Source organism: Faunimonas sp. B44 (assembly GCF_052655945.1).
Genome location: NZ_JBQYEX010000021.1, coordinates 1 through 23767 on the forward strand (window position 1 = coordinate 1; position 23767 = coordinate 23767).

General features: G+C 71.7%; 24 protein-coding genes, 1 tRNA gene and 1 pseudogene. 18 read left to right on the forward strand and 8 right to left on the reverse strand.

Annotated elements, in window-relative coordinates; translation table 11 throughout:
• Positions 1–722 precede the first annotated feature (722 nt).
• The 6 genes from ACUN0C_RS18815 to ACUN0C_RS18840 all read left to right on the forward strand — a co-directional run bounded on the left by ACUN0C_RS18815 (position 723) and on the right by ACUN0C_RS18840 (position 3533).
• Positions 723–857 carry a hypothetical protein gene (locus ACUN0C_RS18815; protein ID WP_445467948.1) on the forward strand — a complete coding sequence of 45 codons (135 nt, stop codon included), beginning with the start codon at positions 723–725 and terminating at the stop codon, positions 855–857.
• Positions 858–1111: 254 nt separating this feature from the next.
• The gene (locus tag ACUN0C_RS18820; RefSeq protein ID WP_445467949.1) at positions 1112–1255 is read left to right on the forward strand and encodes a hypothetical protein; all 144 of its coding nucleotides are present in this window, start codon (positions 1112–1114) and stop codon (positions 1253–1255) included.
• Between the two features lie 36 nt (positions 1256–1291).
• Complete coding sequence (locus ACUN0C_RS18825; RefSeq protein ID WP_445467950.1) at positions 1292–1945, forward strand: class I SAM-dependent DNA methyltransferase; 654 nt, start codon at positions 1292–1294, stop codon at positions 1943–1945.
• Between the two features lie 99 nt (positions 1946–2044).
• Positions 2045–2269, forward strand: a complete 225-nt coding sequence (locus tag ACUN0C_RS18830) for an AbrB/MazE/SpoVT family DNA-binding domain-containing protein (protein ID WP_445467951.1) — start codon at positions 2045–2047, stop codon at positions 2267–2269.
• A complete protein-coding gene (locus ACUN0C_RS18835; protein WP_445467952.1) occupies positions 2270–2671 on the forward strand; it encodes a type II toxin-antitoxin system death-on-curing family toxin in 402 nt (133 codons plus the stop codon). It abuts the gene before it with no gap.
• 145 nt (positions 2672–2816) lie between these two features.
• The gene (locus ACUN0C_RS18840) at positions 2817–3533 is read left to right on the forward strand and encodes a hypothetical protein (protein WP_445467953.1); all 717 of its coding nucleotides are present in this window, start codon (positions 2817–2819) and stop codon (positions 3531–3533) included.
• 18 nt (positions 3534–3551) lie between these two features.
• On the opposite strand, the gene rnk is transcribed toward ACUN0C_RS18840, so the two are convergent.
• Together rnk and ACUN0C_RS18850 are read right to left on the reverse strand one after the other, a co-directional pair.
• The gene (gene rnk, locus ACUN0C_RS18845; RefSeq protein WP_445467954.1) at positions 3552–3965 is read right to left on the reverse strand and encodes a nucleoside diphosphate kinase regulator; all 414 of its coding nucleotides are present in this window, start codon (positions 3963–3965) and stop codon (positions 3552–3554) included.
• A 351-nt stretch (positions 3966–4316) separates the two neighbouring features.
• The gene (locus ACUN0C_RS18850; RefSeq protein WP_445467955.1) at positions 4317–4913 is read right to left on the reverse strand and encodes a L,D-transpeptidase; all 597 of its coding nucleotides are present in this window, start codon (positions 4911–4913) and stop codon (positions 4317–4319) included.
• A 258-nt stretch (positions 4914–5171) separates the two neighbouring features.
• On the opposite strand from ACUN0C_RS18850, the gene ACUN0C_RS18855 reads away from it, so the two are divergent.
• The 4 genes from ACUN0C_RS18855 to ACUN0C_RS18870 all read left to right on the forward strand — a co-directional run bounded on the left by ACUN0C_RS18855 (position 5172) and on the right by ACUN0C_RS18870 (position 9913).
• A complete protein-coding gene (locus tag ACUN0C_RS18855) occupies positions 5172–5678 on the forward strand; it encodes a ferritin-like domain-containing protein (protein WP_445467956.1) in 507 nt (168 codons plus the stop codon).
• Positions 5679–5786: 108 nt separating this feature from the next.
• Positions 5787–7175: a cytochrome c gene (locus ACUN0C_RS18860; RefSeq protein ID WP_445467957.1), complete on the forward strand. Its 1389-nt coding sequence runs from the start codon at positions 5787–5789 to the stop codon at positions 7173–7175.
• 3 nt (positions 7176–7178) lie between these two features.
• Positions 7179–7676, forward strand: a complete 498-nt coding sequence (locus ACUN0C_RS18865) for a (2Fe-2S)-binding protein (RefSeq protein WP_445467958.1) — start codon at positions 7179–7181, stop codon at positions 7674–7676.
• Positions 7673–9913 (forward strand): molybdopterin cofactor-binding domain-containing protein, encoded by a 2241-nt coding sequence (locus ACUN0C_RS18870; RefSeq protein WP_445467959.1) that lies wholly within the window; start codon positions 7673–7675, stop codon positions 9911–9913. Before ACUN0C_RS18865 ends, ACUN0C_RS18870 begins: the two co-directional genes overlap by 4 nt.
• Positions 9914–10091: 178 nt before the next feature.
• Here the strand turns inward: ACUN0C_RS18870 and ACUN0C_RS18875 are convergent.
• Positions 10092–10166 (reverse strand) — tRNA-Val (locus ACUN0C_RS18875).
• A 55-nt stretch (positions 10167–10221) separates the two neighbouring features.
• A complete protein-coding gene (locus ACUN0C_RS18880) occupies positions 10222–10914 on the reverse strand; it encodes an HAD-IA family hydrolase (RefSeq protein WP_445467960.1) in 693 nt (230 codons plus the stop codon).
• Between the two features lie 123 nt (positions 10915–11037).
• On the opposite strand from ACUN0C_RS18880, the gene rpiA reads away from it, so the two are divergent.
• From rpiA to gor, 3 genes are read left to right on the forward strand one after another with little or no spacing between them, the layout of a single operon-like run.
• Positions 11038–11727, forward strand: coding sequence for a ribose-5-phosphate isomerase RpiA (gene rpiA / locus ACUN0C_RS18885; protein ID WP_445467961.1), 690 nt, complete (start codon positions 11038–11040; stop codon positions 11725–11727).
• A complete protein-coding gene (locus ACUN0C_RS18890; protein WP_445467962.1) occupies positions 11724–12329 on the forward strand; it encodes a DUF2059 domain-containing protein in 606 nt (201 codons plus the stop codon). The genes rpiA and ACUN0C_RS18890 overlap by 4 nt, the downstream gene beginning before the upstream one ends.
• An 8-nt stretch (positions 12330–12337) precedes the next feature.
• Positions 12338–13729: a glutathione-disulfide reductase gene (gor, locus tag ACUN0C_RS18895; protein ID WP_445467963.1), complete on the forward strand. Its 1392-nt coding sequence runs from the start codon at positions 12338–12340 to the stop codon at positions 13727–13729.
• On the opposite strand, the gene ACUN0C_RS18900 is transcribed toward gor, so the two are convergent.
• The 3 genes from ACUN0C_RS18900 to ACUN0C_RS18910 form a co-directional block, all read right to left on the reverse strand.
• Positions 13726–14937 carry an MFS transporter gene (locus ACUN0C_RS18900; protein ID WP_445467964.1) on the reverse strand — a complete coding sequence of 404 codons (1212 nt, stop codon included), beginning with the start codon at positions 14935–14937 and terminating at the stop codon, positions 13726–13728. The genes gor and ACUN0C_RS18900 overlap by 4 nt on opposite strands.
• Positions 14938–14954: 17 nt before the next feature.
• Positions 14955–15494: a Spy/CpxP family protein refolding chaperone gene (locus tag ACUN0C_RS18905; RefSeq protein WP_445467965.1), complete on the reverse strand. Its 540-nt coding sequence runs from the start codon at positions 15492–15494 to the stop codon at positions 14955–14957.
• A 120-nt stretch (positions 15495–15614) separates the two neighbouring features.
• The gene (locus tag ACUN0C_RS18910) at positions 15615–16757 is read right to left on the reverse strand and encodes a carboxylate-amine ligase (protein WP_445467966.1); all 1143 of its coding nucleotides are present in this window, start codon (positions 16755–16757) and stop codon (positions 15615–15617) included.
• A 761-nt stretch (positions 16758–17518) separates the two neighbouring features.
• Between ACUN0C_RS18910 and ACUN0C_RS18915 the strand changes: the two genes are divergently transcribed.
• The 4 genes and pseudogenes from ACUN0C_RS18915 to gltX all read left to right on the forward strand — a co-directional run.
• Positions 17519–18901, forward strand: a complete 1383-nt coding sequence (locus tag ACUN0C_RS18915) for a class II 3-deoxy-7-phosphoheptulonate synthase (RefSeq protein ID WP_445467967.1) — start codon at positions 17519–17521, stop codon at positions 18899–18901.
• Positions 18902–19016: 115 nt separating this feature from the next.
• On the forward strand, positions 19017–19460 hold the full coding sequence (locus ACUN0C_RS18920; RefSeq protein WP_445467968.1) for a diacylglycerol kinase: 444 nt from the start codon (positions 19017–19019) through the stop codon (positions 19458–19460).
• A 111-nt stretch (positions 19461–19571) separates the two neighbouring features.
• Positions 19572–20108 (forward strand): VOC family protein, encoded by a 537-nt coding sequence (locus ACUN0C_RS18925; protein WP_445467969.1) that lies wholly within the window; start codon positions 19572–19574, stop codon positions 20106–20108.
• A gap of 79 nt (positions 20109–20187) precedes the next feature.
• Positions 20188–21540: pseudogene (gltX, locus tag ACUN0C_RS18930) on the forward strand (glutamate--tRNA ligase); the annotation flags it as partial.
• Here the strand turns inward: gltX and ACUN0C_RS18935 are convergent.
• On the reverse strand, positions 21476–22243 hold the full coding sequence (locus tag ACUN0C_RS18935) for a DUF2865 domain-containing protein (protein WP_445467971.1): 768 nt from the start codon (positions 22241–22243) through the stop codon (positions 21476–21478). The pseudogene gltX and the gene ACUN0C_RS18935 sit on opposite strands and share 65 nt — an antisense overlap.
• A 485-nt stretch (positions 22244–22728) precedes the next feature.
• Between ACUN0C_RS18935 and ACUN0C_RS18940 the strand changes: the two genes are divergently transcribed.
• Positions 22729–23226: a CreA family protein gene (locus ACUN0C_RS18940; RefSeq protein ID WP_445467970.1), complete on the forward strand. Its 498-nt coding sequence runs from the start codon at positions 22729–22731 to the stop codon at positions 23224–23226.
• Positions 23227–23767 lie beyond the last annotated feature (541 nt).

Genomic DNA, 23767 nt, shown 5'->3' on the forward strand with positions numbered 1-23767 from the left:
GTGGGTGCGGGACGCCATTGCGCGCGAGAAGGCGATCAAGTCATGGCCGCGCGCGTGGAAGATCGCGCTCATCGAGACGGACAACCCCGACTGGCGGGACCTCTCGTCCGACCTGGTGATGTTCTGACGCCGCTGCGGCGTTCCACCCCTGCCGCTTCCACCGTCGTCATGTCGCCGCCACTGTCGTCATGCCGCCTCCACTGTCGTCCTGCCCGGGCTTAACCCGGGCGTCCAGCGGGCGGCGGAGGGGCTGTTCTGGATCGCCGGATCAAGTCCGGCGATGACGACAGAGAAAGGGGCGGGGGCGGTGCTCTGCAGGCGGTTCGGCGATGACGGCAGAGGGTGGGGCTGACCTTGGCCCGCCGCTTCCACTGTCGTCATGCCCGGGCTTGACCCGGGCATCCAGCGGGCGCCGGAGGAGCTGTTGTGGATCGCCGGATCAAGTCCGGCGATGACGACAGAGGGTGGGGTGAGGGCGGTGCTCCGCTGGCGTGCCCGTTGACGACTACAGAGAGAGGGGCCTCCCTGACCGGCCTCTTCCACTGTCGTCATGCCCGGCTTGACCCGGGCGTCCAGCGGGCGCCGGAGGGGCTGTTGTGGATCGCCGGATCAAGTCCGGCGATGACGACAGGGAATGGGGCGGGGGCGGTGCGCCGCATGCGTGCGCCGTGCGATAACGACGGGCGGTGGGGCTGCCCTGGCCTGCCGCCTCCACTGTCGTCATGCCCGGGCTTGACCCGGGCATCCAGCGGGCGCGGGCGGCGGCGGAGGGGCTGATCTGGATCGCCGGATCAAGTCCGGCGATGACGACAGAGAAGGGGGTGAGGGCGGTGCGCCGCAGGCGTGGCTGGCGCTGACGACGGGCGGTGGGGTTGCCTGGTGAGGCTGCCCCTGGTGTGCCTCTTCCACTGTCGTCATGCCCGGGCTTGACCCGGGCGTCCAGCGGGCGCCTCGACGCGGAGGGGCTGTTGTGGATCGCCGGATCAAGTCCGGCGATGACGACAGGGAATGGGGCGGGGGCGGTGCTCCGCATGCGTGCCCGGCAATGACAATGAGTGCGGCGAGGATGGCCATGCTGGAAGGGCGGAGCGCTGCCGCTTCCACTGTCGTCATGCCCGGGCTTGACCCGGGCATCCAGCGGGGCCTCGACGAGGAGGGGCCGTTCTGGATCGCCGGATCAAGTCCGGCGATGACGACAGGGGGTGGGGCGGGGGTGGCGTTGCGCATGCTGGCCCGGCGATGCGACAGGGAATGAGGCGGGGGCGGTGCTCCGCCGAGAAGGGAGGCGTGGATGGCGGGCGGAGAGGGGAAGGCGGGCGGGGAGGGGATGACGGGGCGGCATGCGGGCGAGCTGGCCGGCGCGATCGCGGGGCTGTACCAGCGGCACGCTGCGGCGTTTGACCGGCGGCGGACGCGCAGCCTGTTCGAGCGGGGATGGCTCGAGCGGTTCTCCGCGCTTGCCGGGTCCGGCGCGCCGGTGCTCGACCTCGGCTGCGGGTGCGGGGAGCCGATCGCCCGCTTCCTCGTGGAGGCCGGGCACCCGCTCACCGGCGTCGACACCTCGGAGGCGATGGTCGCGCTCTGCCGTGCGCGCCTGCCCGGCGAAACCTTCCACGTCGCGGACATGCGCGGGCTCGATCTCGGCCGCCGCTTCGCCGGCATCCTCGCCTGGGACAGCTTCTTCCATCTCGGTTTCGACGACCAGCGGGCGATGTTCCCGGTGTTCCGGGCCCATGCGGCGCCCGGCGCGGCGCTGATGTTCACGAGCGGGCCGGCCCACGGGGAGGCGATCGGTACGTTCGAGGGGGAGGCGCTCTACCATGCGAGCCTCGACCCGGCGGCGTACCGTGCGCTGCTTGCGGCGAACGGCTTCGAGGTGGTCCGCCACGTCGCGGACGACCCGGAATGCTACCGGCACACGGTGTGGCTGGCGCGGGCGGGCTGACGCCCGGCACAGGCGGCAGGCAGCCGAAGAGCCGGTTGCCGGGAACGTCTCCAAGGCCTACGTTATAATGTCTGTAGTTACAGGCGGAGGTTCGGGGCGATGGTCACGTTGAAGCTGACCCAGATCGGGAATTCCGTCGGAGCGGTGTTTCCGAAGGAGGCTCTCGCGCGGCTCGGGGTGGAGAAGGGCGATACGCTCTATCTGACGGAAGCGCCCGACGGTTTCCGCCTCACGCCGTACAACCCGGAATTCGAGCGGCAGATGGAACACGCCGAGAAGATCATGAGGAAGAGGCGCAACGCGTTGCGCGCGCTGGCGAAATAGATGCGCCCGATCTGGGTGGAGGAGGAGGTCGTCCTCGCCGTCCACGATGCCCAGATCGAAGAGCACGGCGGCCGGGCCGGCATGCGGGATCCGGGCCTGCTGAAATCCGCGCTGGCGCGGCCACGCAACGTGCTCGCCTACGAGAACGCCGACCTCGCCGCCCTGTGTGCCGCCCATGCCTACGGACTGGCGCGCAATCATCCCTTCGTCGACGGCAACAAGAGGGTTTCGCTCGTCGTCGCCGAACTCTTCCTCGGTCTCAACGGCTACCGGCTCGACGCGAGCGATGCCGAGTGCGTCGCCACCTGGCTCGCGCTTGCCGAAGGCACGCTGGACGAGGCGGGGCTTGCGGCGTGGATCCGCGCCCGCCTCTCCGCTCCCGACGCTGCGGCGGGTGGGTGAATGCTCGCGACTGTCCCCGGCGTACGCCGCCGCGATAGGGTTCCGGCAGGGTCGGCGCACCGCGGCCGGCCCTTCTATGACATGGCACGCGCTTCGGCGCCCGCTCCGCGCGGGGCTCGGTGCGCTCCTGGGCCGGAGGCTGGCGATGGGACGATTTCCGGGAGCGGCGCGGACAGACTGGGCGGCGATCCGGCGCGACTGGGAAAACCCGGACGTGACGCTCGACGCGATCGCCCGGCGCTCCGGGATCGCGACCGGCGAGATCAGGCGGCGGGCGCGGCTGGCGGGCTGGCCGCCCCGCCCGCCGGAGAAGCCGCGCGTGCCGGCGCGGCTCGGCGGCCCGCCCGACCCGGCCGTCGACTGGGACGCGGTGCGCGCCGCCTACGAGGCGGAGGACCGCCCGCTGCGCGACGTGCTCGCGCAGTTCCGCCTGACGCATCACGAGCTGCGGCGCGCGATGGAGCGCCAGGGCTGGCGCAAGCGCCGGGGCATCGACGGCCAGCGCTCCGGGCCGCGGCCGTCGCGGCCGGAGGCGATCGAGGCCCGGATCGAGGAGCTGGTGAGCGCGGGGCTCGGCCAGATCGAGGCGATGCGGCTCGCGGGAAGCGCCGATCACGCCGGAATGCTGCGGCTCCTCGCCCAGGTCATGCGGGTCTGGCGCGCGCTGGAGGCGATGCGGCAGGGGAAGGGCGCGGCAGGCAAGCGCAAGGGAAGCGCGGGCGAGGCGGCGCGCCGGCGCGAGGCGGAGATGCGCGACGCCGACGTCGCGTGGCTGCGCCGGGAGCTGCAGGCGCGCCACGAGCGCCTGCAGCGCGAGGCGGCGCGTCAGGCGGCGCCGGCGGCCGGCTCCAAGGCGGAGTGAGCGGCGGGCGGGCCCCGCTCAGGCGGGTGCTGCGACCGGCTCGACCGCCTCGACGGTGAGGCGGTGCTGCCGGCCGTCGCGCGCCGTCCACAGGATGGACTGACCCTCGGCGAGGCCGATCAGGGCGGCCCCGATCGGCGTCAGCACGGAGACCTTGCCGGCCGCGATGTCGGCCTCCTTGGGGAAGACCAGGGTGACGCGGCGCGGCTCGCCCTCGTCGGCGCGATAGGCGAGCGTCGAGCCCATCCGCACGGTCTTGGCCGAGAGCTTGCGGTCGGGCACGACCACCGCGCGCTCCATCTCGGCCAGCAGCGCCTCGGCCGCATCCGACTGGCTGTCGAGCGCGAGATGGGCGAGGCTCGTGAGGCGGTCGTGGTCGCTTTCGCCGACGACGATCCGCGGCAGGCGCTTGCCGTCCAAATCCTTACGCATGTCGTTCTTCCGCTTTCGGGCGGGCCGCTTCCGCGCGGCTCACGCCTCGCCCCCAATCGGGATGATAGATGGAGATTTCGCCCCGGAAACGCGGTCCGTCGCGGAAGGGCTTCCGCCGGGACCAGCCCCCTCGGCTCGGGGGGCGCAGATGCGGCCGAGCCGGGGGCTACTTGCCCGCGAGCGGGTTCTCTCGCCGGGCGAGGGAGAGGCGGAGGTCGGCCAGCAGGTTCATGAGGGGAAGGTGGCCGCTCGGGCGGCCGGGGTCAAGCCCCGGCCCGGACGGAGGCGGCAGGCCGGGGACGTGGCCCGGCCCGGCTGTCGGAACGGCGCGGCGGCGGGCGCCGCCCGCCTTCAGCGCAGCACGACGACGCGCGTGCCGACCTTCACCTTGTCGTAGAGGTCCGTCACGTCGTCGTTGGTCATCCGGACGCAGCCGGAGGACACCGCCTGGCCGATCGTCCAGGGCTCGTTGGAGCCGTGGATGCGGTAGAGCGTGCTGCCGATATAGAGGGCGCGCGCGCCGAGCGGATTGGCGGGGCCGCCCTCCATGTAGAGGGGCAGGCCCGGCTGCCGCTTGCGCATCTGCGGCGGCGGCGTCCAGCCCGGCCATTCCGCCTTGCGCGTGATGCGGTGCGTGCCGGCCCACTGGAAGCCCTCGCGGCCGACGCCGACGCCGTAGCGGATCGCCTTGCCGTTGCCGAGCACGTAATAGAGCCGCCGCTCCGCGGTGTTCACGACGATCGTGTCGGCGCCGTGGGGGCCGGCATAGTCGACGATCTCGCGCGGCACCGGGTTGTGGCGCTGGCGCGCCGCCGGGCCGAAGGTGACCCACTGCTTGGTCGAGGAATCAAAGAACTTCGTGCCGGCCGTCGCGGCCGCATGGCCCTCCGACTGCATCGCCAGGAGCGCGACCGCGAGGGCGGCCGCCAGAAAAGCCTTCGTCTTCATCTTGTCCCCGCAAAGACCGTTATCGGACGATTGCTTAGCAGGCGCCGCTTGGAAATCCGTTAAAGCGCACGCGCCAAGCCGCGAGGAAGAATACGCCGGCAGGCGCGCCGGGAGAATGCGGCGCCGGCGAAACGGCGCGCGCTGTGTGCCCGGCGCAACGGTCGGCCGGACGGTTGCAACCGGACGAGCGGGAACGAGCCGCCCCGCCCGGCGTTGCAACCGCTGGACCGAGATGCCTTCCGGAAGGAGATCCCCGACATGGCGACCGCGAAAGAACGATTGCTGGAATGGCTGCGCGACGCGCACGCGGCGGAGGAGCAGGCCGAAACCATGCTGAGCGGCATGGCGGGCCGGCTCGAGCACTATCCGCAGCTGAAGGCGCGCATCGAGCAGCACGTCCGCGAGACGCAGCGCCAGGCCGAGCTCGTGCGCGGCTGCATCGAGCGGAACGGCGGCAGCACCTCCGCGCTGAAGGACATGGGCGGCAAGATGCTGGCCATGGGCCAGGCCATGAGCGGCATCTTCGTCAGCGACGAGGTGATGAAGGGGGCGATCGCGAGCCACGCCTTCGAGGCGATGGAGATCGCCTCCTACCGGATCCTGGTCGCCACGGCCGAACAGGTCGGCGACATGGAGACGGCGCGCATCTGCCGCGAGATCCTGGCCGAGGAGGAGGCGATGGCGGCCTGGCTCGACGAGAACCTGCCGGACATCGCGAAGCAATATCTCGCCCGCGAGGAGATGGGGGTTACCGCGAAGCACTGACGGCCGGGCGGCCGCGACACACAATTCCGCCGCGCGGCTGCAACTGCGCGGCGGTTTCCGCGTTGACCCTTTTCTTCGGGCGGCCATGATAAGGGGAGGAGCGGCGGCTTGCGTGCGACGCGGGTACTGGCGGCACTTGCAGCCTTCATCGTCGTCGCCGGGCTGGGCCTGGCGGCTTTCGCGTGGCGCTCGGAGATCGACGCCGTCGATCCTCCGGAGCGCTCCGCCTTCGACCCGGAGACGATCGCGCGCGGCGCGCAACTCGCCGCCGTCGGAAACTGCATCGCCTGCCACACGGTTCCCGGCGGGCAGTCCTTCGCCGGCGGCCTGGCGCTCCCCACCCCGTTCGGCACGATCTATTCGACCAACATCACGCCCGACCCGGAGACCGGGATCGGGCGCTGGAGCGAGGCGGCGTTCCGGCGCTCCATGCGCGAGGGCGTCGACCGCGAGGGCCGCCACCTCTATCCCGCCTTCCCCTACGACCATTACACGCGCGTGACCGACGACGACGTCGGCGCGCTCTACGCCTACCTGATGACGCGCCGCCCCGTGACGGCGGAGGCGCCGGCGAACGACCTGCCGTTCCCGTACAACATCCGGCCGCTGCTTGCCGGCTGGAAGCTCGTCTATCTCGACGAGGGCGCGTTCCGGCCCGACCCGAACCGGAGCGAGGCGTGGAACCGCGGCGCCTATCTCGCCGAGGGCCTCGGCCATTGCGGCTCCTGCCACACGCCCCGCAACCGCTTCGGCGCGCTCGAAGCGGAGCGGCACTGGGCGGGCGGCGAGGCGGAGGGCTGGACGGCCTATCCGATCGACGAGACCTCGCCCGCGCCCGTGCCCTGGGATCCGGAGAGCCTCGCCTTCTATCTCAGGAACGGATGGCACGCCCATCACGGCGTCTCGCGCGGGCCGATGGCGGAGGTCACGGGCAATCTGCGCGCGCTCCCCGACGAGGACATCGAGGCGATCGCGATCTACACGGCCTCCGTCATGGGCGAGCCAACGCCGGAGCGCCTCCGCCAGACCGAGGAACTGCTGGCAGAGGCCGCCGGCGGGCCGGGCGCGATGATCCCCGCAGCCGACAGCCAGGCCGCGCCGGCTGCGCCGGCCGCGCGGAGCGGCGAGGCGATCTATCTCGCCGCCTGCTCGCCGTGCCACGATGCCGGCCGGTCGCTGCCCTTCGGCGGGCTGAACCTCCTGCTGAGCACGGCCGTCAACGCGCCGAGCCCGCAGAACATCGTCAACATGGTCTATTTCGGCCTGCCCGCGGCGGACGGGCAGGCGAGCTCCGTCATGCCCGGCTATCGCGGCGTGATCTCGGAGGACGAGATGGTGGCGCTCCTCGAATATCTTCGCGAGCGCTTTACGGATCGGCCGCCCTGGGAGAATCTCGGCGAGATCGTGCGGGCGACCATGACCGGCGAATACCATGTCCGCGTCCTTCCCTCCGACGGGATCGAGCGGGCACCCGAGAATGTCGGTGCGGAGGACTGACCGATGGCAGTGACGCTCAACGTGAACGGCAGCACGCATGAGGTCGACGCCGATCCGGCGACGCCGCTCCTCTACGCGCTGCGCGACAATCTCGGCCTGAACGGCGCGAAGTACGGCTGCGGGCTCGGGCAGTGCGGATCCTGCACGGTCATGGTCGACGGCGAGCCGGTGTTCTCGTGCGTGACACCGATCCTGATGGTGGAGGGCCGCGCGGTGACGACCGTGGAGGGCCTCGGGACGATCGAGGAGCCGGGCCCGATGCAGAGCGCCTTCATCGAGGCGCAGGCGGCGCAATGCGGCTTCTGCATCCCCGGCATGATGATGCGGGCGCAGGCGCTCCTGCAGAAGAATCCCGCCGCCTCGGACCAGGAGATCAGGGCCGCGCTCGAGCCGAACCTGTGCCGCTGCGGCACCCACATGCGGATCCTGGCCGCGGTGCGCCGCGCCGGCGAGCTGATGCAGGCCGCCGGCCTGCCGGCATCGGATGGGAGGACCGGATGATGCAGACGACAGACCGGAGCGGAATTTCCCGCCGTGCGGTGCTCGCCGGAACCGGCGCGCTCGTCGTCGGCTTCTCGATCGCGGGGGCGGCGCTCGCGCAGGACTCCGCGCCCGCCGCGCAGCCGGCGCCGCCGAAACTGCCGGGCAGCCTGAAGGACTCGCCCTTCCTCGATTCCTGGATAAGGGTCGATGCGGACGGCTCGATCACCGTCTTCACCGGAAAGGTCGAGCTCGGCCAGGGCATCCGGACCGCGCTCATCCAGGTCGCGGCCGAGGAGCTTGAGGTGGAGCCCGGCGAGATCGACCTCGTCACCGCCGACACGGGCCGCACGCCGGACGAGGGCTTCACCGCCGGCAGCCAGTCCATGCAGAACAGCGGGACGGCGATCCGGAACGCCGCGGCGCAGGTGCGCGAGATCCTGATCGCCCAGGCGGCCGAGCGCCTCGGCGTCGCGCCGGGCGAGCTCCGGGCCGAAGGCAAGGCCATCGTCGCCGCCGACGGCACGTCGATCGGCTACGGCGAGCTCGTGTCGGCCGAGCTGCTCCATGTCGAGGCGCAGCCGCAATCGCGCCTGAAGGAGCCCGGGACGTTCCGGGTGATGGGCCAATCGCTGCCGCGGGTCGACATACCGGCCAAGGTGACCGGCAACCCGGCCTACGTGCACGACCTGCGGCTCGAGGGCATGGTCCACGCCCGGGTGGTACGCCCGCCGAGCCAGGGTTCGGAGCTCACTGGGCTCGATTCCAGCGCGGTCGAGGCGATGCCGGGCGTCGTCGCGGTCGTGCGCGACGGCAATTTCCTGGCGGTGGTGGCCGAGCGCGAGTTCCAGGCCGTCTCCGCGATGCGAGCGCTGGCCGCGGCCGCGCAATGGCAGGAGCGCCCGAACCTGCCCGACCAGACGCGGCTGCCGGAGGTGCTGCAATCGCTCGAGCGCGAAGTGGGGACCGTGGCGGAGGAAGGGCAGCCGGCCTTCTCCGGCCAGGTTTACGAAGCCACCTTCACGCGGCCCTACCAGATGCACGCATCGATCGGCCCGTCCTGCGCGGTGGCGGTGATGGGCAATGACGGCCTGACGGTGTGGTCGCACACGCAGGGCGTCTATCCGGACCAGCGGGCGATCGCCGAGATGCTCGCCATGCCGCCCGAGCAGGTGCGGGTGATCCACATGGAGGGCTCCGGCTGCTACGGCCACAACGGCGCCGACGATGCGGCCGCCGATGCCGCCATGATCGCACGCGCGCTCCCCGGGCGGCCCGTCCGGGTCCAGTGGATGCGCGAGCAGGAGCACGCCTGGGAGCCCTACGGGCCGGCCATGATGATGAAGGTCCGCGCCACGCTCGGCGAGGACGGGCGCATCCGCGACTGGGCCTACGACCTGTGGAGCAACGTGCATTCGACGCGGCCGGGCGGCGCCGCCTCGCTGCTCGCCGCCCGCCACCGGCAGGATGCCGTCACGCCGCCGCCGGCGCGCCTCAACATCAGCCAGGCCGGCAACGGCGACCGCAATTCGAACCCGCTCTACGTCTTCCCGAACAAGCGCGTGCTCTGGCACTTCCTGCCCGACATGCCGCTCCGCGTGTCGGCGCTGCGGGCGCTCGGCGCCTATGCGAACGTGTTCGCCATCGAGAGCTTCATGGACGATCTGGCGCTCGCGGCGGAGGCCGACCCGGTCGAGTTCCGGCTGCGCCATCTCGACGATCCGCGGGCGCGGGACGTCGTGACGCTCGCCGCCGAGCGCTTCGGCTGGGACGGCTGGCAGGCCAGGGCCGGCCGCGGCCGCGGCTTCGCCTTCGCGAAATACAAGAACCTCGCCGCCTATCTCGCGCTGGCGGTGGAGGCCGAGGTCGAGCCGGAGACGGGCAGGGTTCGTGTGGTGCGGGCCGTGAGCGCCATCGACAGCGGCGAGATCGTCAATCCGGACGGGATCAGGAACCAGACGGAAGGCGGCATCCTGCAGGCGATCAGCTGGACGCTCTACGAGGCGGTCACCTTCGACGACACGCGGATCACCAGCGTCGACTGGTCGAGCTATCCGATCCTGCGCTTCAGGAGCGTGCCGGAGAGCGTCGAGGTGCACATCGTGGAGCGGCCGGGCGAGGCGTTCCTCGGCACCGGCGAGGCGGCGCAGGGGCCGGTGGCGGCGGCGGTGGCCAACGCCGTGCGCGACGCGATCGGCAAGAGGATCCACGATTTGCCGCTCAGCCGCCAGCGCGTGAAGCAGGCGATCGGCGTCTGACGCGGGCGGCGCGACGGGCCGCACCCGATCGGCGATCAGCCCGAACGCCGCCGCTCCACGTCGTCATCGCCGGCCGGCCCGGCGATCCACAAGATCCGGTCCGCCCGCCCCCGGGCCCAATGATGCCAGGGTCGAGCCCGGGCAGGACGGCAGGGGGAGGCAGTGGAGGATGGGCGGATGGTGGGCGCGACAGGGATTGAACCTGTGACCCCTCCCGTGTGAAGGGAGTGCTCTCCCGCTGAGCTACGCGCCCGGGCCGCGGCGGTGCCGCGGAGGTCGACGTGTAATAGGTAGCGGCCCCGCGCCCGTCAAGAAGCTTCGGCCCTGAGCCTCGGGGCGACCAGCGCGCCGAGCGCGGCGGCATCGAGGGCGGAATAATCGTCCAGGAGAAGGTCGGGGACGAGTTCGACCATCGGCACGGTCGTGTAGCCGAAGCTCACGCCGACGATGGGCATGCCGGCGGCGCGCGCCGTCTCAACGTCGGTGCGGGAATCGCCGACCATGATCGAGCGCTCCGGCTCGCCGCCGGCGAGCGCGACGGTGCGCAGGAGATGGCCGGGATGCGGCTTGCGGACGTCGAAGGTGTCGGCCCCGCAGATCGCGCGGAAGCGCGCCGTCAGCGACAGCGTGTCGAGCAGGCGGCGCGACAGGCCCTCGAGCTTGTTGGTGCAGATCGCGAACGCCCAGCCGGCGGCGGCGAGCGCGTCGAGCGCGTCGAGCACGCCCGGATAGGGCCGGCTGCCCTCGCAGATGTGCTCGGAATAATAGTCCAGGAAGCCGGCATGCATGCGGTCGAGGAGAGCGGCGGAGGGGGCGACGTCCTGCTTCTGCAGGGCAACCTCGATGAGATGGCGGGCGCCGCGGCCGATGCCCTCGCGCGCGGACGGGTCGGCCTTCGGGAAGCCGTGGGCGACCAGCACCGCGTCGAGCGCGGCGAGCAGGTCCGGGGCGGTGTCGACCAGCGTGCCGTCGAGGTCGAAGACGATCAGGGAATCACGCATCCGGGCAACTATAGCGGCAAATGCCCGCGGCGCAGCCCTTCGCGGGCGCCGCCGACGCGGCAATAGGAATGCGCGTAGCGCTGTGTTATGCGCGCATCACCTGATCCGGCCGCTGGAAGGACGATGGCTGACGATCTCAAGCGCCGCGCCGCCGAGGCTGCGCTCGCCCATGTGGAGAGCGGGATGCGGCTGGGGCTGGGCACCGGCTCCACGGCCGCCTTCTTCGTGAAGGGGCTCGCCGAGAGGGTTTCGGGCGGCCTCGACGTGGTCGGCGTGCCGACCTCGGAGGCGACCGCCGCCCTGGCGCGGGCCCTCGGCGTGCCGCTCGCCACGCTCGAGGACTATCCGGAGCTCGACCTGGCGGTCGACGGCGCCGACGAGATCGGGCCCGGCCTGTCGCTCGTGAAGGGCGGCGGCGGGGCGCTGCTCAGGGAGAAGATCGTCGCGCACGCGGCGCGGCGCATGATCGTGATCGCCGACGCCTCCAAGGTGGTCGACACGCTCGGCGCCTTTCCCCTGCCGATCGAGGCGGTGCCGTTCGGGCTCGCCGCCACCAGCCTCGCCGTCGAGCGATGCGCGCTGGAGCTCGGCCTGTCCTGCGCGCTCGACCTGCGCCGGCGCGACGGCGAGGTGGCGAAGACGGACGGCGGCAACTGGCTGCTGGACGCATCTTTTGGCCGCATTCCGGAACCAGAAGCGCTCGCACGCGAGCTCTCGGCGCTGCCCGGCGTCGTCGAGCACGGCCTGTTCCTCGGCTATGCCGACCTGGCGATCATCGCCGGCCCGGACGGGCTCCAGGAGATCGCCGCGTGAGCGCACCCGCTTTCCACGAACTCAGCGCCCGCCGCGGGCGCATCGGGAGTCAGACGATGAAGCATCTCTTTGCCGCCCTCGCCGTGGCGGCCGGACTAGCCACGATTGCGCCCGCCTTCGCGCAGGCGCCGGACGCCGAGACGCTGGCGGTCGCCCGCCAGGTCGTGCAGGTGAGCGGGTCCGGCCGGACCTTCGACGAGATCCTGCCGAACGTCGCCGACCAGGCGAAGACGACCTTCATCCGCTCCAATCCGCAGATGCAGCTCGGCATCATCGAGGTGGTCGACCGCGTGGCGCTGTCGATGGTCGACCGCCGCAGGGAACTCGACGACCGGCTCGCCGAGGTCTGGACGGAGTTCTTCGACAAGGCGCAGCTGGAAGCGCTCCTGGTGTTTTACAACACGCCGGCCGGCCAGCGGCTCGCCGAGATCCAGCCGAGGCTGCTCGGTGGCCAGCTGCAGATCGCGCAGGAATGGGCGCAGGAGATCGGCGAGGAGATCGTGCAGAAGGTCACCGCCGAACTCGACACGATGGTGAAGAACGAGACGACCCGGCTCGAGGGCTCCGGCCAGCCGGCCGCGCCGCAGTCGAACCCGCAATAAGGCGAGCCGTGGCGCGGGACTACGACCTCTTCGTCATCGGCGCCGGCTCCGGCGGCGTCCGCGCCGCGCGCAAGGCGGCGGAAGCCGGCGCGCGGGTGGGGATCGCCGAATCGGACCGGATCGGCGGCACCTGCGTGATCCGCGGCTGCGTGCCGAAGAAGCTCCTCGTCTACGCCTCGCAATTCTCCGAGGCGTTCGAGGATTCCGCCGGCTACGGCTGGACGCTCGGCGAGGCGCGGTTCGACTGGCCGACGCTGATCGCCAACAAGGACAAGGAGATCGCCCGGCTGGAAGGCCTCTACCGCGCGAACCTCGAACGCTCGAACGTCGAGATCTTCGAGAGCCGCGCGGTCCTCGCCGGCGACCATCGCGTGCGGCTCGAGGCGCTCGGGCAGACCGTCACGGCCGACACGATCCTGGTCGCCACCGGCGGGCGCGCCAACCCGCACGCCGACCTGCCGGGCCACGAGCACTGCATCACCTCGAACGAGGCGTTCCACCTGGAGCGGCTGCCGGAGAAGATCCTGATCGCCGGCGGCGGCTACATCGCCGTGGAGTTCGCCGGCATCTTCAACGGGCTCGGCGTCGACACGACGCTCGTCTATCGCGGCGGCGAGGTGCTGTCGCGCTTCGACATGGACCTGCGCCGGCTGCTCCATGCCGAGATGACCAACAAGGGCATCCGCATCCTCTGCCGGACGATCTTCGAGCGCATCGAGAAGCGCCCCGACGGGCGGCTGCGCGCGCATCTCTCCACCGGCGAGATCGAGGACGCGGACAGCATCATGCTGGCGGTCGGGCGGCTCCCCAACACCGACGGCCTTGGGCTGGAGGCGGCGGGCGTGGAACTCGACGCCCGCGGCGCGATCGTCGTCGACGCCTATTCGAAGACGGCCGTCGACCACATCTTCGCGATCGGCGACGTGACCGACCGGCTGCAGCTGACGCCGGTCGCGATCCACGAGGCGATGTGCTTCGTGGACACGGTCTATCGCGGCCGCCCGACCAGGCCCGACCACGACCTCGTCGCGACGGCGGTGTTCTCGCACCCGGAGATCGGCACGGTCGGGCTGACCGAGGACGAGGCGCGCCTTCGCCATGCCGACCTCGACATCTACAAGACGGCGTTCCGGCCGATGCGGCACACGCTGTCCGGCCGCTCCGACCGCATGCTGATGAAGCTCGTCGTGGAGCCCGACTCAGGGCGCATCCTCGGCGCCCACGTGCTCGGCCCCGACGCCGGCGAGATGGCGCAGCTCCTCGCCATCCCGCTCAAGATGGGCGCGAAGATCGCTGATTTCGACCGGACCATGGCGGTCCACCCGACGGCGGCGGAGGAGCTCGTCACCTTCGCCGGCCCGACCGAGCGCATCCGCGCGGGCGAGAGCGTCGCCGCCTAAGCCTTCAGCGCGTGGGCGCACCAGGCGGCGAGGAGGCCGCCGAGGCCGAGCAGGCCGAAGGTGAGGCCCCAGGCGGCGGAGGGGCCGAGATCGGCCGCGCCGGCGGCGTCGAGCACGAAGCCGGCCGCGATCGGCGCCACCGCGCCGGCGCCGAAGCCGAAGAGCGCCCGCACGGCGAGCACGGCGCCGAGATAGCCCGGCTCCACCACCTCCGTGATCGCCGTCGTCAGCACGGGCGAATCGCCGATCGTGAGGAAGGCGTGGACGAGCCCGATCAGCGCGAGCACCAAGGCGGGAAGCGCCACCAGCCAGCCGATCGAGAGCGACAGGGCGGAGGCGGCGAGCGCGACGCCGAGGAGCACGCTCCGGCGGCTGAACCGGTCGGAGAGCATGCCGATCGAGAATGCCGCGGACGCGCCGAGGACGTGCATGGCGGCGGTGAGCCACGCGCTCTTGCCGCTCGCATCGAGAAGGCCGGAGCCGGAGAGGGCGAGGCTCGCCGCGATGAGCGTCGGCATCCAGGCCCAGCCGCCGAGAAGCTCCCAGGAATGGGCGGTGTAGCCCGCCGTCAAAAGCCGCGCCTCGCGGTTGCGGAAGAGCGCGCCGGACAGGCCGAGAGCGGGCGAGCGCCGGTGGACGCGGTTCGGCAGCGGGTGGAGCGCGAAGAGCAGGATCAGCGTGCCGATCCCGGGCAAGAGCCCGGTGAGGACGAAGGCCGCCATGTGCCCGCCGAGCGCGATGCCGATGCCGCTTACGGCGAGCGAGAAGGCGTAGCCGAGCGAGGTGGAGGCGATCAGCCAGCCCATCGCCGTGCCGCGCCGCTCCGGCGCGGAGCGCTCGGCGAAAAGCATGACGAGCGGCGTGTAGATGCCGCCCTGCCAGAGCCCGACATTGGCGTAGAGCAGGAGCGCGCTCGTCCAGTCATGGGCCAAGAAGCCGAAGGCGGCGGAGGCGAGCGCACTGCCGACAGCGGAGATCTGCACCGCGCGCTTGGCGCCGATGTGGTCGGCCGCCCAGCCGAAGACGAAGAGCGAGACGGCGTAGGCGATCGTGAAGGCGGTGACGATCGCGCCGGCCTCGACCGCCGAGATCGCCCACGCGTCCTTGAGGAGCGGTATCACGGCCGCGACCGTCATGAAGGTCGCGAACAGGAAGATGCGGGACAGGCAGACGACGAGCGTCCAGCGGTCCGTTCGCGCCGCGGGCATGCCGTGCGGCCTCGTGCTCAGTGCCGACCGTGCTGCCCGTGCTGCCCCTGCGGCGACGAATAGCCCCGCAACGCGGCATAGTGCGCAATCTGCTCGGGCGTGAGCGCGGCCGCCGTCGTGAGATGGTGGCGGAGATGCGTCGCGCGCAGTTCGGCCTGCAGGCGGCCGATCTCGAGCAGCGTCGCCGAGAGGCTCGCCGGCGTGATCGTGCGTTCCGCGAAGGCGCGGTCGAGGCCCGCCTCCTGCTCGATGAGGAGCGCCCCGAGCGCGCTCGCCTCGGCCTGCATGTCGGCGTGGATCTCCTCCACCTCCTCCCTCTGGTCGAGGCTCAGCGCGAGCTCGTCGGCGAGTTCCAGCACGTGGAGGGGACCGGGATAGCCGTTCAGCTCCGCGGCGAGCGCCATGCCCATCCCGCGCCCGGCGCGCAGATCCGCGATCTCCTCGTCGGACAGCGCCTTGAGGCTCCGCTGCTCGTGGCCGGCATAGGGCTGGGCCGTCTCGGCCGGCGCGGCCGTGATGAAGGAGAAGACCAGCGTCGCGAAGATGATGGACTGCATCGGATGGACTCGCATGGAAGCGACGAGGACGGGTAGCACGTCGGTGGGCGTGCCGCGACATCGCCGCCGCATGGCTCGCATGCCGCGGCACGCGATCGCCGCATGGCTCCATGCGCCGGCTCAGGCGGTGTCGCAGCCCTCCAGCGTCTCGCGGACGAGGTGGTCGACGACGGCGCGGAGCGCGCCCTGCTCGTCCTGCCCCGCTTCCAGGGCGCTGCGGTAGGTGGCGACCTGGCGGTCGGCGCTCGTGCCTTCGGCGACGATGCGGCGGACGTGCTCCACCTCGGCGCGGCATTCGAGCGCCTCGGAATCCTCCGCGACCAGCGCCAGCAGCTCCTCGACCAGGGCGGCGAGGGGCACGGCCTCGGCCTTGCCGAAGTCGATCAGGCTGGCGGCGGGGCCGTGGCGCTGCGCGAGCCAGCGGTTCTCGCTGATGAGGGCGAGCGGATAGTGCCGCCAGCGCTGGTTGTTGCGCTTAAGCCGGCAGAGCATGCGGACGATGCATCGGTAAAGGCTCGCGACCGCAACGGCGTCGGCGAGTCTGGTGCAGGTGTCGGTGATGCGCATCTCGAGCGTCGGGTAGCGCGCGGACGGGCGGAGATCCCACCAGATGCGGGTGGCATCCTCGATCAGCCTGCATTCGGTCAGCACGCGCACGAGCCGGCGGTACTCCGATGCGCTCTCGAAGACCGGCGGCAGGCCGGCCCGCGGCAGCTCGTTGAGGACGCCGAGGCGATAGGATTTCAGCCCGGTCTCGCGGCCGCGCCAGAAGGGCGACGAGGTGCTGAGCGCCAGGAGGTGCGGCAGGAAGTAGATGAGCTGGTTGTGGAGGTCGATCCTGAGGTCCTCGTCCTCCACGGCGACGTGGACGTGCATGCCGGAGACGAGGAGGCGGTGGGCGACGACCTGGTACTTCTCGGCGAGCGTCCGGTAGCGGTCCTTGTCGGTGCTGCGCTGGCGGCTCCAGTCGGCGAAGGGATGGGTCGAGGCGGCGATCGGCGCGAGCCCGTGGCGGCGGGCCTCGTCGGCGATCGAGGCGCGCATGCTGGCGAGCCCGCTGCGCACCGCCGGCATCGAGGTGCAGACTTCGGTGCCGACCTCGATCTGGCAGCGCAGGAATTCCGGCGCGACGCGGCGGCCGAGGATCTCGCCCAGTGCCTCCATCAAGGCGGGCGGGGGGTCGACCGCGAGATCGCGGGTCTCGAGATCGACGAGGAGGTACTCCTCCTCCACCCCGACGGTGAGCGGCGGCAGGTCGCGCATCGAGCCTCCGGTTCGGAGCCGTTGCCGAATTTCAACGAACGCGTGGCGGGCCGCAAGGGTCCCCGGCGCCGCCGGCGCGGTGGCCACGGGCGGTCATGCCCGGGGCGTCGACCGGCATCGACCGGGGCCTCGCGAGCGGAAACGCTGCTGCTGGATCGCCGGGTCTAGCCCGGCGATGACGACAGAGAGTGGGGCGGGGGCGGGGCGTCGCCTCCCGCACTGTCGTCCTGCCCAGGCTTGACCCGGGCATCCAGCGCGACGGTGCCGCTGGGGGCGCTGCCTGGATCGCCGGATCAAGTCCGGCGATGACGACAGGGAAGGGGGCTGGGGGGCGGTGCGCCGCTTGCGAGCCCGAGGACGACAGCGAGTGGGGCGGGGCGGGGGCGGGGCGTCGCCTCCCGCACTGGATGCCCGGGCTTGACCCGGGCATCCAGTGCGACGGTGCCGCTGGGGGGCGTTGGCTGGATCGCCGGATCACGTCCGGCGACGACGACAGAGAGTGGGGCGGGGGCGGTGCTCCGCATGCGAGTCCGGCGGGGGCCACGGAGGGTGGGGCGGGGGCGGTGCTCCGCATGCGAGCCCGACGACGACGAGAGGGGGTGCTGCGGCGAGGGTGGCGGGACGCCGTTTTTCTGGCGCGAGCGGCACCTGCTTGTTATATGCGCGCGCAGGGGAGCGGCGCCGGGCGGGCATGCCGGCGTCGCACTTCCGTGTTTCTGTACGGATAACGCGCCCTCAGCGGCGCGTTTCGGGAGCTTGCGATGAGCGAGAATTGGACACCGGCGAGCTGGCGGTCGAAGCCGATCGTGCAGGTGCCGGACTATCCGGACCAGGAGGCGCTGGCCGAGGTCGAGGGCCGGCTTGCGACCTATCCGCCGCTCGTCTTCGCCGGCGAGGCGCGGGCCCTGCAGCGCCACCTCGCGGAGGTCGCGGAAGGCCGCGCCTTCCTGCTCCAGGGCGGCGACTGCGCGGAGAGCTTCGTCGAGCACCGCGCCGACAACATCCGCGACTTCTTCCGCGTCTTCCTGCAGATGGCGGTGGTGCTGACGTTTGCGGCCAAGTCGCCGGTGGTGAAGGTCGGGCGGATCGCCGGCCAGTTCGCCAAGCCGCGCTCCGAGCCGATGGAGCGGCAGGGCGACCAGCTGCTGCCGAGCTATCGCGGCGACATCATCAACGGCATCGAGTTCACGGAAGGCTCGCGCACGCCCGACCCGATGCGCCTCGAAATGGCGTACCGGCAGTCGGCCGCGACGCTGAACCTCCTGCGCGCCTTCGCCCAGGGCGGCTACGCCAATCTCGAGCACGTGCACCAGTGGATGCTCGGCTTCGTCGCCGACAGCCCGCAGCGCGAGCGCTACGAGCAGCTCGCCGACCGCATCACCGAGACGCTGGACTTCATGCGCGCGATCGGAATCGACGCCGATCGCACGCCGGAGCTGCGCCAGACCGATTTCTTCACCAGCCACGAGGCGCTGCTGCTCGGCTTCGAGGAGGCGTTGACGCGCGTCGATTCCACCACCGGCGACTGGTACGCGACGTCGGGCCACATGATCTGGGTCGGCGAGCGCACGCGCCAGACCGACCATGCGCATTTCGAGTTCTGCCGCGGCGTGAAGAACCCGGTCGGGCTGAAATGCGGCCCGAACATGCAGCCAGACGAGCTGCTGCGCTCGATCGACCTCCTCAACCCGAAGAACGAGCCGGGGCGGCTGACCCTCATCATGCGCTTCGGCGCCGACAAGATCGCCGAGCGTCTGCCGCGGCTGATCAGGGCGGTGGAGCGCGAGGGCCGCAAGGTCGTGTGGTCGTGCGACCCGATGCACGGCAACACGATCAAGGCGACGACCGGCTTCAAGACGCGGCCGTTCGAGCTGATCCTGCGCGAGGTGGAGACCTTCTTCAGCGTCCACCGGGCCGAGGGCACGCATGGCGGCGGCATCCACATCGAGATGACGGGCAAGAACGTCACCGAATGCACCGGCGGCGCGCGGGCCGTGTCCGACGCCGACCTCTCGGACCGCTACCACACGCATTGCGACCCGCGGCTCAACGCCGACCAGGCGCTCGAACTCGCGTTCCTGGTGGCCGAGCTCCTGAAGAAGGAGCGGCTCGGCCACGAGAACAGGTTCGCGGCGGGCGCCTGAGCCGAGGCCGGGCCGGGTCGGCCGTTACGGTTCGTCGACGCATCTCGGGCATGATCCGCAGTGCCTGCGGCCCGAGGGCCGCGGCGGCGGGCGGGCACTGGGCGAAGAGGCGGGCATGGAAGCGGACCGGGCGGCAGAGCGGGCGAGGAGCCCCGTCTTCGGAAACCGGCGGCGGCCGTCGGCGCTGCCGGGCAAGGGCGGGCTCACGCGCATCCTCGATTCCGCCGCCAATTCCTTCCGCGGCATGAAGGAGGGCCTGCGCACCGAGGCCGCCATCCAGCAGGAATTCGCGATCGCGGCCGTGTTCGTGCCGCTCTCCTTCGTTCTCGCCACCTCCGTCTGGGTCTGGGTCGCGCTCGTCGCGAGCCTCCTCTTCGTGCTCGTCGTGGAGTTCCTCAACACGGCCGTCGAGCGGCTCTGCAACCACGTCACGCCGGAGCTGCACGACGCGATCCGGGTGACGAAGGACCTCGCCTCGTCGGCCGTGTTCTTCGCGCTCTCTCTGGCGGGGCTCGTGTGGGGCGCGGCGGCGCTCCTGCGCCTCGGCCTCATCGGGTGACTTCAGAGCGGTGAACGCAGCGTCGCCGGTTCGCGGACTGGCCGGACGGCATGCGCCTGCGTATCTCTCAAGGCGAAGGCCTCCCCTGCGGGCGGCCGTTGAGGACCAGCCATGAGACAGCAATCTGCAGCCGCCGCGCCGGCGAGCGCGCGCGGACCGATCGCGCCGGGCGTGCGCATCGGCCACGTCCACCTGAAGGTCGCGGACCTGGAGCGCGCGCTCGGCTTCTATTGCGGCGTGCTCGGCTTCGAGCTGACGCAGCGCTACGGCAGCCAGGCCGCCTTCGTGTCGGCCGGCGGCTATCACCACCATATCGGCCTCAACACCTGGGAGAGCCTCGGCGGCAAGCCGCCTGCGCCCGGCACGACCGGCCTGTACCACCTCGCGATCCTCTACCCGACGCGGGCCTGCCTCGCCGACGCGCTCGTGCGCCTCGCCGAGGCCGGGGTGCGGCTCGAGGGCGCGTCCGACCACGGGGTGAGCGAGGCGCTCTATCTGCGCGACCCGGACGGCAACGGCGTCGAGCTCTACTGGGACCGGCCGGAGGCGGAATGGCCGCGCGGGCCGGACGGCGAGATCGCGATGGTGACGCGGCGGCTCGACCTCGACGGCCTCATCGCCGAAGCGCCGGAGCGCGCGGCGGCCTGATTGTCGGGGCAGGCGCGGCGCGTTACATGCCGGGGGACCCTGCGGCCAGGACGGCCGCCTCCACTCCCCGGCAGGCCCGATGTCACCCGTCGTCCGCTTCGCACCGTCCCCGACGGGCCGCATCCACATCGGCAACGCCCGCACCGCGCTCTGCAACTGGCTCTTCGCCAAGCGCGCGGGCGGCATCTTCGTGCTGCGCTTCGACGACACCGACGCGGAGCGGTCGCGGGCGGAATTCGCCGATGCGATCCTCGCCGACCTGCGCTGGCTCGGGCTCGAGCCTGACCGCATCGAGCACCAGTCGGCGCGGGTTGCGGCCTATCGCGAGGCGGCGGAGAGGCTGAAGGCGAGCGGACATCTCTATGCCTGCTACGAGACGGCGGAGGAGCTCGAGCGCCGGCGCCGCCGGCAGCGGCAGCGCGGCCTGCCGCCGGTCTACGATCGCGGCGCGCTGAGGCTCACGGACGCGGAGCGGCGGCGGCTGGAGGCGGAGGGGCGGCGGCCGCACTGGCGCTTCCTGCTGCCGAACTTCCGCGACGATCCCCACGCGCCCGAGCGGACCGAGGCCGGGTGGACGGACCTCTTCCGCGGCGCGCAGGCGGTCGACCTCGCCTCCATGTCCGACCCGGTGCTGGTGCGGGAGGACGGGAGCTTCACCTACACGCTGCCCTCCGTGGTCGACGACGTCGCCTTCGGCATCACGCACGTGATCCGCGGCGACGACCACGTCACCAATACCGGCGCGCAGATCGCGCTGTTCCGGGCGCTGGGTGCCGCGCCGCCGGCCTTCGGGCACCACAACCTGCTGCAATCGGCCGAGGGCGAGGGGCTGTCGAAGCGGAACGCGGCGCTGTCGCTCGGCGCACTGCGCGCGGACGGGATCGAGGCGCTCGCGGTCGCGGCCTTCGCGGTGCTGGTCGGCACGTCGGAGCCGATCCGCCCGGTCGGCTCGCTGGAGGAACTCGCCGCGCTCTTCTCGCCGGAGAAGGTGAACCGGGCGCCGGCGCGCTTCAGCGTGGCGGAGCTGCGCGTGCTGAACGGCAAGCTGCTCGCGGCGCTGCCCTACGAAGCCGTCGCCGACCGTCTGGCCGCGCTCGGAATCGGCGGCGGCGCCGCCTTCTGGCACGCGGTCCGGGGCAACATCGAGCGCCTGGAGGACGCGCGGCGCTGGTGGGCGATCGTGGAGGGGCCGGTCGAGCCCGCGGCGGAGGCGGCCGATCGGGATTTCCTCGAGGCGGCGGCGGCGCTCGCCCCGCCCGAGCCGTGGGGCGAGGCGACCTGGGCCGAATGGACCGGCCGCCTGCGGGAGGCAACGGGGCGGAAGGGCAAGGCGCTCTTCATGCCGCTCAGGCTGGCGCTGACCGGGCTCAGTTCGGGACCGGAGTTAGCAGCACTTCTTCCGCTCGTTGGCCGCCCCAATACGCTGGCCCGACTATCCGCACGTTCCGCCCGCCCGGACCCGACGGGCTCTCCACGAGCGCCGGCTGCAGGGCCGGACCGGGCGTGAAGCCGCCGAGGCGGTTGTCGACCGTTTCCGGATCCTCGCCATAGCCGGGGCGGGCGAGCGGCAGCGGCGGCAGGGCGGCATTCGCCGGCGCGGCCGTCGACCCGGTGACGGCCGGCGAGGGCGGCGCGTCCGTCCGCGTCGCCACGACCGAATAGGCGCCCCTCGGCGCGCCGCAGCTGCAGCTCTTGTCGAAGGTCTTGCGGTACTTGAAGGCGTTCGGCAGCTCGCTGTAGGGGACGCCGGCGAGCGAGACCATCGCCTCGGATTCGGTGCCGGGATTGGGATGGTAGAAGAGGTCCACGCGCGTGCCCGGGCAGAGCGCCTGGCAGGCGTCGAGGTCGCGGGTGAAGTTCTCCCGGCCGGTGGCGAAGCTGACCGGGAAGTAATAGCCGTCGCAGCTGCGGACGCAGAGCGTGCGGTAGGTCCCGCGCCCCGCGAAGCTCTGCCGCGGCTCCGCCGCGTCGGGGAGGTCGCGCAACGTGCCGCTGCCGCGCCTGGCGGTCGTCACGCCTTCCGCGCCGCAGCCCTGGCGCGCCATCTGGGCGCGGATCTGCCGGATGTCACCCGCCGATGCGGACCCGCCGGCGCGCGCCCGCATCTGGTCGAGGCGGGCGAGGTTCGCTTCCATCTGGTTGATCTTCGGCAGGAGCGTGCGGCAGACCGGCTGCGGCTGGGCGCGGAAGAACAGGAAGCCGCCGCCGAAGCAGCCCGCCTGCCGCGCCTGGTTGCGGGTCTGCTGGAGCACATAGGCCTGCTCCTGATAGGCGCGCCGGTACTGCAGCGCCTGCGACGCCCCGCCGTTCTGGAGACGGTTCAGCTCGGCCTGGAGCGCGCGGCAGCTCGCCGCTTCGGCATGGCCGGCGGCGACCGTCGCGGTCAGCACGGCGGCGGCGAGCGCCCTACGCAACACATGCTTCTCCCTGCTTCGACGAGACGGCAACGCTCAAAGCCAGGTGCCACGATCCGGCTGAACGCAGACTGAACCCGGATGGCCGTGGCGGACCATCATAGCAGGGTCGGAACGGGCGGTGCAGCGTTTGTGCGTGCGGCCCTCAGGCAATCGCAATCCGGGCGGCGCGATCCTATGTGTCTGCCGTTCCCGGAGGATCCCCCATGCGCCACTGGCTCGCTCTCCTGCTCGTCTTCGCTCTCGCCGGACCGGCGCTCGCCGACGGGCCGGACCTCATCTTCAAGAAGTCGACCGTCTTCAAGCTCTTGACGCCGGACCACAAGCTCGCCGTCTACGGCATCGACGACCCGGTGGTGGAAGGTGTCGCCTGCCATTACACGCAGCCGGAGAAGGGCGGCGTGTCCGGCATGCTGGGCGTCGCCGAGGAGGTCTCCGACATCTCGCTCGCCTGCCGGCAGGTCGGGCCGATCCGCTTCAAGGCGAAGGTCAAGCAGGGCGACGAGGTGTTCAGCGAGCGCCGCTCGCTCATCTTCAAGCGCATGCAGATCGTGCGCGGCTGCGACGCCAAGCGCAACGTCCTCGTCTACCTGGTCTATTCGGACCGGCTGATCGAGGGCTCGCCGAAGAACTCGACCTCGTCCGTGCCGATCATGCCCTGGGCCGACGAGGAGCCGGCGCGCTGCGCGGAGTTCATGAGATAGGTGCTCTGCGCTTCCCCCGCACCGTCGTCCTGCCCGGGCTTGAGCCGCGCATCCGGCGCGTCCGTGCCGCTGCGGGCGCCGCTTGTGGATCGCCGGATCAAGTCCGGCGATGACGACAGGGGGTGGGGCGGGGGTGGTGCTGCTGACGCCCTGCATTTCCTCTCGTTCTGTCGTCCTGCCCGGGCTTGACCCGGGCATCCAGCGCGGCCGTGCCGCGGGGGGCGCTGCCTGGATCGCCGGATCAAGTCCGGCGATGACGACAGAGAGTGGGGCGGGGGTGGTGCTGCTGACCCCCTGCGTTTCCTCTCGTTCTGTCGTCCTGCCCGGGCTTGACCCGGGCATCCAGTGCGGCCGTGCCGCAGGGCTGGCGCTCGTGGATCGCCGGATCAAGTCCGGCGATGACGACAGAGAGAGGGGCGGGGGCGGTGCTTGTGGATCGCCGGATCGAGGTCGGGCGATGACGACAGGGGGTGGGGCGGGGGTGGTGCTGCTGACCCCCTGCGTTTCCTCTCGTTCTGTCGTCCTGCCCGGGCTTGACCCT